Annotated in this window: 11 protein-coding genes; 10 read left to right on the forward strand and 1 reads right to left on the reverse strand. The window is 62.6% G+C overall.

Going from position 1 to position 14,982, the window contains the following annotated elements:
• The first annotated feature begins 27 nt into the window (after positions 1 to 27).
• From tolR to glmM, 8 genes are all read left to right on the forward strand, one after another.
• Positions 28 to 480 (forward strand): protein TolR, encoded by a 453-nt coding sequence (gene tolR / locus C5J26_RS01685; RefSeq protein ID WP_046634957.1) that lies wholly within the window; start codon positions 28 to 30, stop codon positions 478 to 480.
• A gap of 10 nt (positions 481 to 490) precedes the next feature.
• Positions 491 to 1,711 carry a hypothetical protein gene (locus C5J26_RS01690; protein WP_105400251.1) on the forward strand — a complete coding sequence of 407 codons (1,221 nt, stop codon included), beginning with the start codon at positions 491 to 493 and terminating at the stop codon, positions 1,709 to 1,711.
• 84 nt (positions 1,712 to 1,795) lie between these two features.
• Positions 1,796 to 3,109 (forward strand): Tol-Pal system beta propeller repeat protein TolB, encoded by a 1,314-nt coding sequence (gene tolB, locus C5J26_RS01695; protein WP_038544862.1) that lies wholly within the window; start codon positions 1,796 to 1,798, stop codon positions 3,107 to 3,109.
• Between the two features lie 172 nt (positions 3,110 to 3,281).
• On the forward strand, positions 3,282 to 3,815 hold the full coding sequence (gene pal, locus C5J26_RS01700; RefSeq protein WP_046666774.1) for a peptidoglycan-associated lipoprotein Pal: 534 nt from the start codon (positions 3,282 to 3,284) through the stop codon (positions 3,813 to 3,815).
• A 175-nt stretch (positions 3,816 to 3,990) separates the two neighbouring features.
• Positions 3,991 to 5,043, forward strand: a complete 1,053-nt coding sequence (gene ybgF, locus C5J26_RS01705) for a tol-pal system protein YbgF (RefSeq protein ID WP_105400252.1) — start codon at positions 3,991 to 3,993, stop codon at positions 5,041 to 5,043.
• A 19-nt stretch (positions 5,044 to 5,062) separates the two neighbouring features.
• Positions 5,063 to 6,424, forward strand: coding sequence for a tRNA lysidine(34) synthetase TilS (gene tilS / locus C5J26_RS01710; RefSeq protein WP_245441023.1), 1,362 nt, complete (start codon positions 5,063 to 5,065; stop codon positions 6,422 to 6,424).
• Between the two features lie 105 nt (positions 6,425 to 6,529).
• The gene (gene ftsH, locus C5J26_RS01715) at positions 6,530 to 8,464 is read left to right on the forward strand and encodes an ATP-dependent zinc metalloprotease FtsH (protein WP_105400253.1); all 1,935 of its coding nucleotides are present in this window, start codon (positions 6,530 to 6,532) and stop codon (positions 8,462 to 8,464) included.
• 230 nt (positions 8,465 to 8,694) lie between these two features.
• Positions 8,695 to 10,047: a phosphoglucosamine mutase gene (gene glmM / locus C5J26_RS01720; RefSeq protein ID WP_105400254.1), complete on the forward strand. Its 1,353-nt coding sequence runs from the start codon at positions 8,695 to 8,697 to the stop codon at positions 10,045 to 10,047.
• Positions 10,048 to 10,146: 99 nt separating this feature from the next.
• Here the strand turns inward: glmM and C5J26_RS01725 are convergent, their stop codons facing one another.
• Complete coding sequence (locus C5J26_RS01725) at positions 10,147 to 12,114, reverse strand: methyl-accepting chemotaxis protein (RefSeq protein WP_105400255.1); 1,968 nt, start codon at positions 12,112 to 12,114, stop codon at positions 10,147 to 10,149.
• A 599-nt stretch (positions 12,115 to 12,713) separates the two neighbouring features.
• On the opposite strand from C5J26_RS01725, the gene C5J26_RS01730 reads away from it, so the two are divergent.
• A complete protein-coding gene (locus tag C5J26_RS01730; protein WP_105400256.1) occupies positions 12,714 to 13,562 on the forward strand; it encodes an outer membrane protein in 849 nt (282 codons plus the stop codon).
• A gap of 183 nt (positions 13,563 to 13,745) precedes the next feature.
• Positions 13,746 to 14,924 carry a phosphoserine transaminase gene (locus C5J26_RS01735; protein WP_105400257.1) on the forward strand — a complete coding sequence of 393 codons (1,179 nt, stop codon included), beginning with the start codon at positions 13,746 to 13,748 and terminating at the stop codon, positions 14,922 to 14,924.
• Positions 14,925 to 14,982: the final 58 nt, after the last annotated feature.

Here is a 14,982-nt window from a genome sequence, read left to right on the forward strand (position 1 = left end):
CCTCTCGGGCTCAAGGAGTAACGTCTCATGGGTATGTCGGCCGGAGGAGCAAAATCGGGTGGCGGTCGTCGCAGGCGCGGCGGTCGTCGCAGCGGTGCGATCAGCGAAATCAACGTGACGCCGCTTGTCGACGTCATGCTCGTGCTGCTCATCATCTTCATGGTGGCGGCACCGATGATGACCGTTGGCGTGCCTATCGACCTGCCGGAAACGCAGGCGAAGGCGATGAACGCCGATACCCAGCCGATCACCGTCTCGGTCAATCCGAAGGGCGAAATCTACCTGCAGGAAACGCCGATCGGCCTCGACGAGATCGTGCCGAAGCTTCAGGCGATCGCCACCACAGGCTATAACGAACGTATCTATGTGCGCGGCGATACGACCGCGGCCTACGGCGTCGTCATGAAGGTCATGGCCCGCATTTCTTCTGCCGGGTACAAGAATATCGGCCTCGTGACCCTGCAGGAACAGGAGAAGTGATCGCGGCGCCATGAAGGTCAGTCTCGGCACATCGCTGGTCCTACACACGCTGGTACTCGGCTTGGCGCTCGTTTCGCTGAGCGCGCCCGCGACTTTCGACGTGGCCGAAGTGGACGCGCTTCCCGTCGACATCGTCTCCGTGGAATCGATCACCCAGACCCAGCAGGGTGACAAGAAGGCGCCTGCCAGCCAGAAGCCTTCCCCCAAGGAAACCAAGAACCAGAAGATCGTCGAGAACGCCCAGAACGCGGGCGAGAACGACGTCGACCTGAAGACACCTCCGACGCCGACCACCAAGCCGCAGCCGACCGAAACCACGGCTGCTCCGAAGCCGGTGGAACGGCCGACGCCTACCCCGACGCCGGAACAGAACCAGGTCAAGGACATCGTCAAGGAAGAGACGGCTCCGAAGCCGACCGAGATGGCCGCACTGCCGCAGCCCAAGCCGGAAATCACGCCACCGAAGCCGGAAGCGACCCCGCCGAAGCCCGAGCCTACGCCGCCAAAGCCGGAGGCCGCCAAGCCGACGGCCGTGCCGCTACAGAGCGAAAACACGTCCGAGACGGGTGAACTGCCGCAGGCGGTTCCGACGCCCGCCTCCAGGCCGCAGCCGCCGAAGCCCGAACCGCCGAAGGAGCAGGCCAAGCCCGTTGAAAAGCCGGCCGAGACGAAGCCGGATGCGGCCAAGGCAGCCGAGACGGCCAAGACCGACAACAAGGCGACCGCATCCGTCAAGCCATCCGACAAGAAGGAAGGCAAGCAGCAGGAAACCGCCAAGTCGTCGTCCTCCATGCAGAGCGATTTCAATGCAGACGACATCGCAGCCCTGCTGAACAAGCAGGAGGCATCGGGTGGCGGTGCCAAGCGTTCCACCCAGGTGGCCGCCCGCGGCGATACCAAGACCATCGGCGTCGGCCTGAGCTCCAGCGAGATCGACAACGTCAAGGGGCAGATCCAGGGCAACTGGGCGCTCGTCGGCGGCTTGACCGGCGTCTCGGAAGTGCGCGTGAAGATCAGGGTGCAGCTCGATCAGTCCGGCAATATCGTCGGTGATCCTGAGGTGACGGCCACCGGCGGTCCGGAAGGAACCCGGCGCGCGGTCGAAGGCAGCACGCGCCGCGCCCTCATGAAATCCGCCCCGCTCAAGAATTTGCCGGTCGAAAAATACCAGGGCGAAAAGGGCTGGAATGTTTTGGTGCTGAACTTCGATCCGTCGGAGTTCGCATTGTGAGCCGGCAGGTATGGAACCGATGCAGAAACAGATGAAACGGAACCTGCCCCGAAACTCTCGTATTAAGCTGAAAGGCTTGTTTCAATGATCAAGAGTTCTTTTTTTCGCGCCGTGATGGTGGCCGCGGGGATGTTGACGGCATTGATGGCCGCGACCCCGGCCAACGCTGTCGTCGAGATCAACATCAACAAGGGCAATATTCAGCCGCTGCCGATCGCGGTGACGGATTTCCTGTCGAACAATGATCTCGGTGCCCAGATTTCCCAGGTGATCGCCGCAGACCTGCAGCGCTCCGGGCTTTTCGCGCCGATCAACAAAAGCGCCTTCATCGAAAAGATCGCCGATCCCAACAAGGCACCGCGTTTCGAGGACTGGAAGGTCATCAATGCGCAGGCGCTGGTGACGGGCCGTATCACCCGCGAAGGCGACGGCCGCCTGCGCGCCGAGTTCCGGCTGTGGGATACGTTTGCCGGCAGCCAGATGACCGGCCAGCAGTTCTTTACCCAGCCGGAAAACTGGCGCCGCGTCGCGCATATCATCGCCGATGCGATCTATAAGCAGATCACCGGCGAGAACGGCTATTTCGATACCCGCGTCGTGTTCGTCTCCGAAAGCGGGCCGAAGACCGCCCGCCAGCGCCAGCTGGCGATCATGGACCAGGACGGCTTCAACGTCCGCATGCTGACCAACACCAAGGATATCGTGCTGACGCCGCGCTTCTCGCCGAGCCGGCAGGAAGTCACCTACATGTCGTTCGAGGGCAACCAGCCGCGGGTCTACCTGCTGCAACTGGAGACCGGGCAGCGCGAAGTGGTGGGCAATTTCCCGGGCATGACATTCTCGCCGCGGTTCTCGCCGGACGGCCAGAAGGTGATCATGAGCCTGCAGCAGGAAGGCAATTCCAACATCTATACGATGGACCTGCGCTCGCGCACCACGACGCGGCTTACCTCGACGGCGGCGATCGACACATCGCCCTCCTACGCACCGGATGGCGGGCGCATCGCGTTCGAAAGCGACCGCGGCGGACGTCCGCAGATCTACGTGATGAATGCCGACGGTTCCGGCCAGACCCGCATCTCCTTCGGCGACGGGTCCTATTCGACGCCGGTGTGGTCGCCGCGCGGCGATCTGATCGCCTTCACCAAGCAGTCGGGCGGCAAGTTCTCGATCGGCGTCATGAAGCCTGACGGTTCCGGCGAGCGCATCCTGACCAGCGGCTTCCACAACGAAGGCCCGACCTGGGCGCCGAACGGCCGCGTGCTGATGTTCTTCCGCCAGAATGCCGGCGCCGGCGGTCCGCAGCTCTATTCCATCGACCTGACCGGCTACAACGAACTCCAGGTCAAGACACCTTCCTACGGTTCGGATCCTGCCTGGTCGCCGCTGCTCGAATAGGGCGCGTTGATGAAAGAGGCGGATTTCCGCCTCTTTCCCGCCCCAATCTGCTGAAAATGAACGAAAAGGGACACCGGGAATATTTTGTTAACCATAAGAATTTGATCATGGTTAACCCAACCCGGTTAGAATCTGGAAACTCTGAAAGTTACTGATCAAGGAGAGACCGGCCATGAGCCGCATCGATACTTCGGCGATGAGCCGCATGCAGATCCTCGCCCGCAATCCTGCCGTTATCGCCCTGACTGTGGCGCTTGCGCTCGCAGGCTGCGCCAACAAGAAGAACCTGCCGAACAATGCCGGCGAGCTCGGTCTCAACGGCGCCGGCGCTGCAACGCCCGGTTCGACCCAGGACTTCACCGTCAATGTCGGCGACCGCATCTTTTTCGACACCGATAGCACTTCGATCCGCGCCGACGCTCAGCAGACGCTCGACCGTCAGGCGCAGTGGCTGGCGCGTTATCCGAACTACGCGATCACCGTCGAAGGCCATGCCGACGAACGCGGCACGCGCGAATACAACCTGGCGCTCGGCGCCCGCCGCGCTGCCGCCACCAAGGAATATCTCGCCTCGCGCGGCGTTCCGGCGAATCGCTTGAAGACCATCTCCTACGGCAAGGAACGCCCAGTTGCCGTCTGCGACGACATCTCCTGCTGGTCGCAGAACCGTCGCGCGGTCACCGTCCTCGGCGGCGCTGGTATGTGATCCGAGCCACAGGCTCGATATAAAAGGCGGTCTTCGGGCCGCCTTTTTGTTTTTTCCATAGTTTAGCCCTGTTTTCCGGGATTTTTGACCGGGAGCTCGGTTGCTTTTTGCCGGCAGTTGGAAAAATCTCCTCTCGCGCCAATCCGGCGCAGACTAAAGAGCAGGACGGACAAAGATGAAGAAACTTGTCTTGGCAGCGATGCTGGGGCTGATGGCGACGAGCGCCCCGGCCGGGGCTTTGTCGCTGCCGAAACTCTTCCAGGGCAGCAATCAGCCTGCTGCAGAACAGCCGCGGGAAACCACTCCGCCCCCGGTCATTCTGGCGCAGAGCAATGATGCCGTCCGTATCCAGCAGCTCCAGGAAGAGGTCCGGCAGTTGAACGGCCGGATCGAGGAAATGAGTTTTCAGCTGCTGCAGATGCAGGAGCAGCTGCGCAAGACGCAGGAAGACAACGAATTCCGCTTCCAGGACCTGGAAAAGAAGAAGCGCACCGAAGTGGACGACGCGACCGGGAAACCGGCCGTGGCGTCCAACCGCGCTCCCGCCGCCCAGCCCCCGTTGCCGCAGACGACCGCTCCCGCGCAGTCCTCCGACGATGTCGCTCGGATCATCGAATCGCCGTCCGGTCAGGGCGTCGGCGGGGCAACCGCACCCGGCCGCGCGCCGCCTCCGACGACGCTCGGTTCGATGGATCTCGACCAGAACGGCAATCCGCGTGGCGCAGGCCGCAACGACCGGGCCAACAATGCCGCCGGGCTTCCGGGCGTCGAGACCGGCCCGCAGACGACCGGCAGGACGCCGGCACCGACGGGCAGAACCGATCCGCAGCAGACCGCGTCGCTCGGCAGCGAGAACGATGCCTACCAGACCGCCTACAACCACGTACTGGCCGGCGATTATCCGCTCGCCGAGAAGGAATTCAACGGTTACCTGGCCGCCTATCCGAAGGGCGCCAAGGTGGCGGATGCGAGCTTCTGGCTGGGTGAATCGCAGTATTCCCAGGGAAAATACAACGACGCCGCCAAGACTTTCCTCAACGCGCACCAGACCTACGGCAAGTCGCCGAAGGCGCCGGAAATGCTGCTGAAGCTCGGCATGTCGCTTGCCGCACTCGACAATACCGACACGGCTTGCGCAACCCTCAAGGAAGTCACCCGGCGTTATCCGAGCGCGCCGAAGGCCGTGCTCGCCAAGGTGGGCAGCGAACAGAAGCGCCTGGCCTGCTGATCCGCGGCGTCGTTTTCTGGTGACCGCGGGCCCGAAGATCCTGTCGCCCGAACAGGCGGCCGAACGGCTGATCGCCGATCTCGCCAGACCAGCGCGCCTTCTCGTGGCGATTTCCGGGGGCAGCGATTCCTGCGGGCTTCTGGTCGCCCTTTCGAAAACCAATTTCCCCGGCTCCGGCCTGTCGCTTTTCGCGGCGACGATCGATCATGGGCTGAGGTCCGGATCGGCGGACGAGGCACATGCCATGGCAGCCCTTTGCGGCCGACTGGGTATTCCGCATTTCATCCGCCGGTGGGAAGGCGAGAAACCGCGGACCGGCATCTCCGCGGCGGCCCGCGAGGCGCGCTACCGGCTGCTGCTCGAGGTCGCCGACGCGGTCGATGCGACGGCAATCGTTACCGGGCATACGCTCGACGACCAGGCCGAAACGATCGCGATGCGTGCGGCCCGCGGCGAGGGCGATGAAAATTCCGGGCTTGCCGGCATGGCCCACGCGGTGCTCCTCGATCGCCGCCGGTGGCTTTTGCGCCCGTTCCTTGAGACGCGCCGATCCGATATCCGTGACTTCCTGACCAGGGAAGGGCTGGGCTGGATCGACGATCCCAGCAATCTCGATCCGCATTACGAGCGGGTGCGGGTCCGCGGACAGCTGGCGCAGGAGGATCGGTTCGACGCCGCCGCCCAAGCCATGGCCGCTGCGCGGCGGACGGCGCTTTCCGACGAGGCGGCGCGGCTTGTGCGGGAGCATCTGACCATCCGCCAGGGCGTTCTGGCGCATCTTGCCCCAGCGGGCCTGCAGGGGGACGAGACGTCACGCCGTCATGCACTGTCGCTCCTCGCCGCGGTGCTCGGGGGCAGGGCGCATGCGCTCGGCAGCGAGAGCATGGACCGGCTCATGGCCTTTCTCGACGGCGGCCAGCCGGGCCGCATCACTGCCGGCCGGGTGATCTTCGACCGGCGCCGCGACGGGCTTTATCTCGTCCGCGAAAACCGCGGCATACTGCCGCTGCACCTTCCTGCGGGCAATACGGCGATCTGGGACGGCCGCTACCGCATCACGAACACCGGCCAGCACGAGATCATCGTCGGCCCGACCGCTCCGGATCGCGACGAAGCGTTGGCGCTGTTTCCCGGCGTGCCGCCCGCGATCGCTATGCGCGCCGTGGCAGCGATGCCTTTCATCGAAGCCAATGCCCTCCTTTCGGCGGAGGATCGCGAAAACAAAAGTGTGCCCGACCGAAGTATCGTCCGCCCTGTGCTTGCGCCTTTCGACCGTTTTTTGCCGCAGTTCGAGCTTAGATTTGGCATCGAGTTAGCGGTTTTGCTCGGATGCGACGGTTTTCCCCGGCTGCCAGTTAAGGATTCCTGGCGGAAAAGGTAGGCGGTGGCTCCGGTTCGCCTTGGCAAGGACTTGCCGCAACCCTATGTTATGCGGCAAGCAAGGCGGCCGGCTCAAGAAGCTGGCCGTCGCAGTCCGGGGAGTTCAATGAACCCAAACTTTCGTAATATCGCCCTCTGGGTCATCATAGCCCTCCTGCTGGTCGCGTTGTTCAGCATGTTCCAGACGGCACCGTCGCAGACCAGCTCGCGTGAGGTCCCATATTCGCAGTTCCTGCGAGATGTGGATTCGGGGCGAGTGCGGGATGTCGTCGTCACAGGCAACCGGGTGCTCGGCACCTACACCGAAAACGGGTCGGGATTTCAGACCTATTCGCCCGTCATCGACGATTCTCTGATGGATCGGCTGCAGGCAAAGAACGTTACCATCGTCGCACGTCCGGAAACGGATGGATCCTCGGGTTTCCTCAGCTATCTCGGCACGCTGCTGCCGATGCTGCTCATCCTCGGCGTCTGGCTGTTCTTCATGCGGCAGATGCAGGGCGGTTCTCGCGGCGCTATGGGCTTCGGCAAATCCAAGGCCAAGCTTCTGACCGAAGCGCATGGGCGCGTGACGTTTGAAGACGTTGCCGGTGTCGACGAAGCCAAGCAGGATCTCGAAGAAATCGTCGAGTTCCTCCGCGATCCGCAGAAATTCCAGCGCCTCGGCGGTCGTATTCCGCGCGGCGTGCTGCTTGTCGGTCCTCCGGGCACCGGTAAGACGCTGCTGGCCCGTGCGATCGCCGGCGAAGCCAATGTGCCCTTCTTCACCATTTCGGGTTCCGACTTCGTCGAAATGTTCGTCGGCGTCGGTGCAAGCCGCGTGCGCGACATGTTCGAGCAAGCGAAGAAGAACGCACCCTGCATCATCTTCATCGACGAAATCGACGCTGTCGGCCGTCATCGTGGCGCCGGCTTGGGCGGCGGTAACGACGAACGCGAACAGACCCTCAACCAGCTTCTCGTCGAGATGGACGGTTTCGAAGCCAATGAAGGCATCATCCTGATCGCCGCGACCAACCGTCCCGACGTTCTCGACCCGGCGCTCTTGCGTCCCGGCCGTTTCGACCGCCAGGTCGTCGTGCCGAACCCGGATATCGTCGGCCGCGAGCGCATCCTCAAGGTACATGCCCGCAACGTGCCGCTGGCTCCGAATGTCGACCTCAAGGTTCTGGCCCGCGGTACGCCCGGCTTCTCCGGCGCGGACCTCATGAACCTCGTCAACGAAGCAGCCCTGATGGCCGCGCGCCGCAACAAGCGCATGGTCACCATGAGCGAATTCGAAGACGCCAAGGACAAGATCATGATGGGCGCCGAGCGCCGCTCGTCCGCCATGACGGAAGCGGAAAAGAAGCTCACCGCCTACCACGAAGCCGGCCACGCCACGACCGCGATCAACGTGCCTGTCGCCGATCCGCTGCATAAGGCGACCATCATTCCGCGCGGCCGCGCGCTTGGCATGGTCATGCAGTTGCCGGAAGGCGACCGCTACTCGATGAGCTACAAGTGGATGGTCTCGCGTCTGGTCATCATGATGGGTGGCCGCGTCGCCGAGGAATTGACCTTCGGCAAGGAAAACATCACCTCCGGCGCATCCTCGGACATCGAGCAGGCGACGAAGCTTGCCCGCGCGATGGTCACCCAGTGGGGCTTTTCCGACATGCTCGGCCAGGTCGCCTACGGCGAAAACCAGCAGGAAGTCTTCCTCGGCCATTCCGTCTCGCAATCGAAGAACGTCTCGGAATCGACTGCCCAGAAGATCGATACCGAGGTTCGCCGCCTGATCGACGAAGCCTATACCGAAGCGCGCCGCATTCTGACCGAGAAGCACGACGACTTCGTCGCGATTGCCGAAGGCCTGCTCGAATACGAGACGCTTTCGGGCGAGGAGATCAAGGCGCTGATCAAGGGCCAGAAGCCGTCGCGCGATCTCGGCGACGATGCGCCTCCGACCCGCAGTTCGGCTGTTCCCTCGACTGGCTCCAAGAAGGACGAACCGAAGGGCGGAGAGCCGGAAAGCGGTCTGGAGCCGCAGCCGCACTGATCCTTCGTCGACTGAATTCAAAAGCCGCCGCGGAGCAATCCGCGGCGGCTTTTGCTTGGAAGGTTTTGTTATGAGTAACGGGATATAATCGATTTTGATGCTAATTTATGTGCTTGTGCCGTTAAACTATGGCATGAGCCAAGCTTCAGGCCGGTTTTACCGTCTAACATGCTGCGGGTTCGATCCCTGCAAGGACCGCGACGTTCAGGCGCGATGACGAAGGAGCTTATATGACACGCCGCTATTTTGGCACCGATGGCATTCGCGGACAGTCCAACATCCATCCGATGACGCCGGATCTCGCGATGCGCGTCGGCATTGCCGTCGGCACGATCTTCCGCAACGGCAATCATCGCCACCGGGTGGTGATCGGCAAGGATACGCGTCTCTCCGGCTATATGCTGGAAAACGCCATGGTGGCAGGTTTCACCGCTGCCGGCCTCGACGTCTTCCTGCTCGGGCCGATCCCGACGCCGGCCGTCGCCATGCTCACGCGGTCGCTGCGCGCCGATGTCGGCGTGATGATCTCCGCCTCGCACAATCCTTACGAGGATAACGGCATCAAGCTGTTTGGCCCCGACGGCTACAAGCTCTCCGACGATCTGGAGATGCGCATCGAGGACCTGCTCGACAGCGACCTGCACTCCCAGCTCGCCAAGTCCGGCGATATCGGCCGGGCGAAGCGCGTCGAGGGCGACATCTACCGCTATATCGAACATGTGAAGCGTACCCTGCCGCGCGACGTTACCCTGCACGGACTGCGCGTCGCGATCGACTGCGCCAATGGCGCGGCCTACAAGGTGGCTCCGCTCGCGCTCTGGGAACTCGGCGCCGAGGTGGTGACGATCGGCAACGAACCGAACGGCACGAACATCAATCTCGACTGCGGCTCGACCAGCCCGGAAGCGCTGCAGCGGAAAGTGCATGAAGTGCGCGCCGATATCGGCATCGCGCTCGACGGCGACGCCGACCGGGTGATTATCGTCGACGAGCGCGGCGAGATCGTCGACGGCGACCAGCTGATGGCGGTGATCGCCGAGAGCTGGGCCGAGGACCAGAAGCTGAAAGGCGGCGGCATCGTCGCGACCGTGATGTCCAATCTCGGCCTTGAACGGTTTCTCAACGGCAAGGGCCTCGATCTGGCTCGCACCAAAGTCGGCGACCGCTATGTCGTCGAACATATGCGCACACATGATTTCAACGTCGGCGGCGAACAGTCCGGCCATATCGTGCTTTCCGATTTCGGCACGACCGGTGACGGCCTTGTCGCCGGCCTGCAGGTTCTGGCACGGGCAAAGCGCCTTGGCCGGCCGGTCAGCGAGATCTGCCGCCGTTTCGATCCCGTGCCGCAGCTTCTGAAGAATGTCCGTTTCCAGGGCGGCAAGCCGCTGGAGGACCAGATCGTCCGCCAGGCGATCGCCGATGCGGAAGCCGAGCTCGCCGCCAAGGGCCGCCTGGTGATCCGCCCGTCCGGCACAGAGCCGCTGATCCGGGTGATGGCGGAAGGCGACGACCGGGGACAGATCGAGCGCATCGTCGACGGATTGGTCGGCGTCATCGCCAACGTCCGCAACGCGGCCTGACGGCGCAAGCCCCCCAAGCTCAAAGGCCACCCGCGGTTTTCGCGAGTGGCCTTTATTTTTGCGGCGAGTTCCGGATGGCCGGATCGCCTTCTTGCTGTCTCAGAACTCTTCCCAATCCTGCTTTGCGGCAACGGCATTGCCCTGGAATGACTGCGCGACTTTGGCAACCATTCGGCGGGCCGGCGAGGCCGCCGGGCGGCTGCTGCCGGATGCGATTGCGGGCGGGCTGCGGTGCGAAGACGTTCCCGTTACGGCGCCGCCGCCGATATGGAATTGCGACAGGAGCTGGAACAGGCCCTCCGCGTCGCGGGCAAGACTGTGTGCCGCTGCGGTGGTTTCCTCGACCATGGCCGCGTTCTGCTGCGTCCCCTGATCCATGGTATTGACCGAGGTGTTGATCTCCTTGAGGCCGGTCGACTGTTCCTTCGAGGCTTCCACAATGGCCTCGACATTGCCGTTGACCTGCTGGACCTGGATGACGATCTCCTGCAGGGCCTTGCCGGTTTCCCCGACCAGCGCCACGCCGCTCTTCACGTGGTCGTTGGAGGTGTGGATCAGTTCCTTGATCTCTTTTGCCGCCTTGGCGGAACGCTGGGCGAGTTCCCGCACTTCCTGCGCCACCACCGCGAAGCCCTTGCCGGCCTCGCCGGCACGGGCAGCCTCGACGCCGGCGTTGAGAGCGAGCAGATTGGTCTGGAAAGCGATTTCGTCGATGACGCCGATGATGTTGCCGATCTCGACGGCAGACGAATCGATCTTGCCCATCGCCTCGACCGCATCGCGGACGACCCGGCCGGAGCGCTCGGCATTTTCCTTGGTCATGCGCACCAGGTTGCCAGCCTCCTGAGCGCGGTTGCTGGAGTCGGAAACCGTCGTGGTGATCTCTTCCAGAGCCGCTGCGGTTTCTTCGACGGAGGCCGCCTGCTGTTCGGTGCGTTTGGCGAGGTCGTCCGAGGCCGAGCGGATTTCCTGGGCGCCGGCGGCTATCGCACTCGCATTCGCGGCAACCTTCTGCATCGCTTCGCGAAGTTTCGCCACCGCGGCGTTGTAGTCGGCCCTCAACTGGTCGAGCGAGGGAGTGAAGGGTGTGTTGATCTCCCGGGTCAGGTCGCCGTTTGCCAGGGCCTGCAGGGCGTCGGCGAGCTGGCGGACCGCCTGGCTCGTCTGTTCTGCGAGCGCACTGCGCTCTGTCGCTTCCTGTTCCAGCCTGTGGCGTTCTCCAACGGTCCGCTTCGCCTCGGCATCCGCTTCGCGCTCCGCCTTGATGGAGATGGCCTCCCGGAGGGCCGCCACGGCGCGAGCCAGCATGCCGATCTCGTCGCCGCGCGCCTCGATCGTCCGGTCGCCTTCGAGGTTGCCCGCTGCCATGGCTTTCAGCGATTGCTGTAGCTTGGAGAGCGGTCCGATGATCGAGCGGGCGGTCAGGAAGGCCGCAATGATCGAAAGCAGCGCGGCTATGCCAAGCGCGGCCAGCGCAAGATTTCTAAAGCCGCTCGCCGCATTGCGGACATCGCCGCCGATCGTTTTGTTGAGCGCTTCCTGGTAGTCGATGAATTTGTTGATTGCGCCAAGCCAGGAGACGAAGAGCGGACGGGCCTGTTCCAGCAGGATCTTGCGGGCTGCATCGCCATCGCCTTTTTCCTGCAGCGAAATGATCTGGCCGACCAGCGGGTTGGTCTTTGACTGGATGTCGGCGATCTCTGCCAGTATCGTCTTTTCGCGATCCGTTGCACCGGAAGGTGCGCCGACCATTTCCGCCATGCGCTTTTCGTTTTCCGCATAGGATGCCGCGAGCTTGCCGATAAGCGCTTCCGCTTCCTTGCGCTCGGCCTCGGACGTGACGAGCGTCACATCGCGGATCGCGATCGCCCGGTCGTGCACGCTGCCGCGATAGTTGATGGCATAACGCTGCTTGACGCTGTTGACGTCGTTTACGGTTGCCAGGTCGTTGTCGATCGTCTTGACCTGGCCGGTGGAATAGAAAGTCAGGCCGATCATCAGGAGAAGCAAAAAGCCGAACCCGACAGCCAGTCGGAATGCTATGCCGAATGCCTTGACATTGCTCATGGACAGTTCTCTCTTTTACGGCGCCTTGCGCCGCAGCTACACGCGGTCAATCTTCTCCGGAAGAGCACTCGCGCAACCCCATCGCAGTAGTTCGCCGATTGGAGTTGCTTGTTTGGCGCAAAAGATATTTGCGGATTGACCGTATCGGCAATCTAAGCATCGAGTTCAGAATGCGCTCGGCGCTCAGGTGGACTCCACCAGTCCTTCGGCACTATCGATTCCCCGGTATTCCCCCCTTCGGAATGTGCTAAAAATAGCTATCTATGGTTTATAAAGAATTAATTGTTTATCTAAGCTTAAATTACCAATTGCTAACTATTTTGTACTGAAGCAGGTGAGATCAATAGTTCGGTGAGGCGCCGTGGATATCGCCGGTCGCGCCTGGCGGGGAAAAGAACGGGATCCGTCCGGTGCGAGTGCCTTCCTGCAAGTCTCGGGCGCGCCGTTACTTGTAGAATTGCCTGCGATTTAGGAAAACGCGCGGTAAACGAGCATGGTTAAGCGAGACTTAACCTTTGTCGATCATCATCCACGGCGGATCAACCCGTTGGCTGCCCGCTTTGCATGCCATACGCGATACGAGCTTTGGAGATGAACCCATGAAAAAGTTGCTGGCCAGCGCTTTTGCGCTGACACTGACGGTGAGTGCCGCCAATTCCGCCGATCTCTACCAGCCGCAGCCGGAGCCTTATCAGGATGCGCCCGAAGTGACCGTTCAGGAGGCTACCGGCTGGTACCTTCGCGGCGACGTCGGCTATTCTTTCAAGAAGTCGCGCGGCACCGAATTCTACCAGGGTACCGGCGGACCCGGCGTGGCGCTTGCAGAATTCGGCCGCTCCGACCTGCGTGATGCCTTCACGCTCGGAGGCGGTGTCGGTTACCAGATCAACAGCTACCTGCGCACCGACGTCACCCTCGACTACATGTTCAACAGCAAGTTCCGCGGCTCAACATCTGGTGGTGGCGCCGGCGGTGGTGCTTGCGCCGTCGCATGTACGTCGACCGACCTGGCCTCGATGCATGCTTACTCGCTCCTGGCCAACGCCTATGTCGACCTTGGCACCTATGGCTACTTCACGCCTTATGTCGGTGGCGGTATCGGCGGCACCTACGTCAAGTGGTCGAACCTGCGCAACACGTCGTGCCCCGACGGCGGCGGCGCCTGCGACGCGGAAGTGACGCATGGCGGCGAGAAGAGCTGGCGCTTCACCTATGCGCTCATGGCCGGCGCGTCGATCGATGTCACCTGCAACGTCAAGGCCGATGTCGGCTATCGCTTCCGGCATGTCACGGGTGGCGACATGTTCGGTCTCGCATCAGGTGGCGGCCCGGGCAAGGACAAGGGTTTCTATTCGCATGAAGCCCGCGTCGGCGCCCGCTACATCTTCGGCGGCTGCGACACGCCGCCGGCCTACGAGCCTCCGCCGCAGCAGATCGTTTACAAGTAATATTACCTCGTCTCCTAGCGAAAGCCGCCTTCGGGCGGCTTTTTGCGTTTGCGGCGACAAAGCTGCGGCAGAAATTTGTCCGTGGGCGACATTACCCGCTTGACTGTGAAGGCGCTCGGGCATAACCACAGCGGCGGGACACCCTTCCCCAACGAAGGGCCATCTATCTGGAAGGATAGCCATATGGCAAACGCCGCGAAGCCGGACCTGCGTCCGAACAACACCCATTTTTCTTCTGGCCCTTGCTCGAAGCGCCCCGGTTGGTCGCTCGAAGCGCTTTCCGATGCTCCGCTCGGTCGTTCGCACCGCGCTAAGGTCGGCAAGGCCAAGCTGAAGCAGGCCATCGATCTCACCCGTGAAATTCTGGGCGTGCCGGCGGATTACCGCATCGGCATCGTGCCGGCTTCCGACACCGGCGCTGTCGAAATGGCGCTCTGGTCGCTGCTCGGCGAGCGCGGCGTCGACATGCTGTCCTGGGAAAGCTTTGGAGCCGGCTGGGTTACCGACGTCGTCAAGCAGCTGAAGCTCAAGGACGTCCGCAAGATCGAGGCCGGCTACGGCCTGCTTCCGGACCTTTCCACGGTCGATTTCGACCGCGACGTGGTCTTCACTTGGAACGGCACCACCTCGGGCGTCCGCGTTCCGAACGCCGACTTCATCCCGGCAGATCGCAAGGGCCTGACCATCTGCGACGCCACCTCGGCGGCGTTTGCTCAAGCCATGGACTTTTCCAAGCTCGACGTTGTCACCTTCTCCTGGCAGAAGGTTCTGGGCGGTGAGGGCGGCCATGGCATGCTGATCCTCAGCCCCCGTGCTGTCGAACGCCTTCAGAGCTACGTGCCTGCCTGGCCGCTGCCGAAGATTTTTCGCCTGACCTCGGGCGGCAAGCTGATCGAAGGCATCTTCGTCGGCGAGACGATCAACACGCCGTCGATGCTCTGCGTCGAGGACTATATCGATGCGCTCAATTGGGCGAAGTCGGTCGGCAGCCTTGAAGGCCTGATTGCCCGCGCCGACGCCAATGCCAAGGTCATCCACGATTTCGTGGCCGCCAATGCCTGGATCGACAACCTCGCCGTCGACCCGGCGACGCGCTCCAACACCTCCGTCTGCCTCAAGATCGCCGACGCCGATGTTGCCGCGCTCGATACTGACGCGCAGGAAGCCTTTGCCAAGGGCATGGTGTCGATCCTCGAAAAGGAAGGCGTCGCGCTCGACATCGGTGCCTATCGGGATGCCCCGTCCGGCCTTCGCATCTGGGCCGGCGCGACGATCGAAGAAGCCGACATGAAGGCTCTGATGCCCTGGCTCACCTACGCTTTCGAAACGCAGAAGGCTGCGCTTTCCAAGGCCGCCGCGTAAAGCAAGTCGCGTATCCGGCTCCGCTGACGAAGCGGAGCCCATTTCCTCATTCACGACA

This window comes from Neorhizobium sp. T7_12, assembly GCF_002968535.1.
GTDB classification, from domain to species: Bacteria; Pseudomonadota; Alphaproteobacteria; order Rhizobiales; family Rhizobiaceae; genus Neorhizobium; species Neorhizobium tomejilense.

Bases quoted from the DNA above. Each gene is read 5' to 3' on its own strand.
- C5J26_RS01725 (WP_105400255.1), bottom strand. From the start codon at position 12,114: ATGAGCAATGTCAAGGCATTCGGCATAGCATTCCGACTGGCTGTCGGG.
- ybgF (WP_105400252.1), top strand. From the start codon at position 3,991: ATGAAGAAACTTGTCTTGGCAGCGATGCTGGGGCTGATGGCGACGAGC.
- glmM (WP_105400254.1), top strand. From the start codon at position 8,695: ATGACACGCCGCTATTTTGGCACCGATGGCATTCGCGGACAGTCCAAC.
- ftsH (WP_105400253.1), top strand. From the start codon at position 6,530: ATGAACCCAAACTTTCGTAATATCGCCCTCTGGGTCATCATAGCCCTC.
- C5J26_RS01690 (WP_105400251.1), top strand. From the start codon at position 491: ATGAAGGTCAGTCTCGGCACATCGCTGGTCCTACACACGCTGGTACTC.
- tolB (WP_038544862.1), top strand. From the start codon at position 1,796: ATGATCAAGAGTTCTTTTTTTCGCGCCGTGATGGTGGCCGCGGGGATG.
- C5J26_RS01730 (WP_105400256.1), top strand. From the start codon at position 12,714: ATGAAAAAGTTGCTGGCCAGCGCTTTTGCGCTGACACTGACGGTGAGT.
- C5J26_RS01735 (WP_105400257.1), top strand. From the start codon at position 13,746: ATGGCAAACGCCGCGAAGCCGGACCTGCGTCCGAACAACACCCATTTT.
- pal (WP_046666774.1), top strand. From the start codon at position 3,282: ATGAGCCGCATCGATACTTCGGCGATGAGCCGCATGCAGATCCTCGCC.
- tolR (WP_046634957.1), top strand. From the start codon at position 28: ATGGGTATGTCGGCCGGAGGAGCAAAATCGGGTGGCGGTCGTCGCAGG.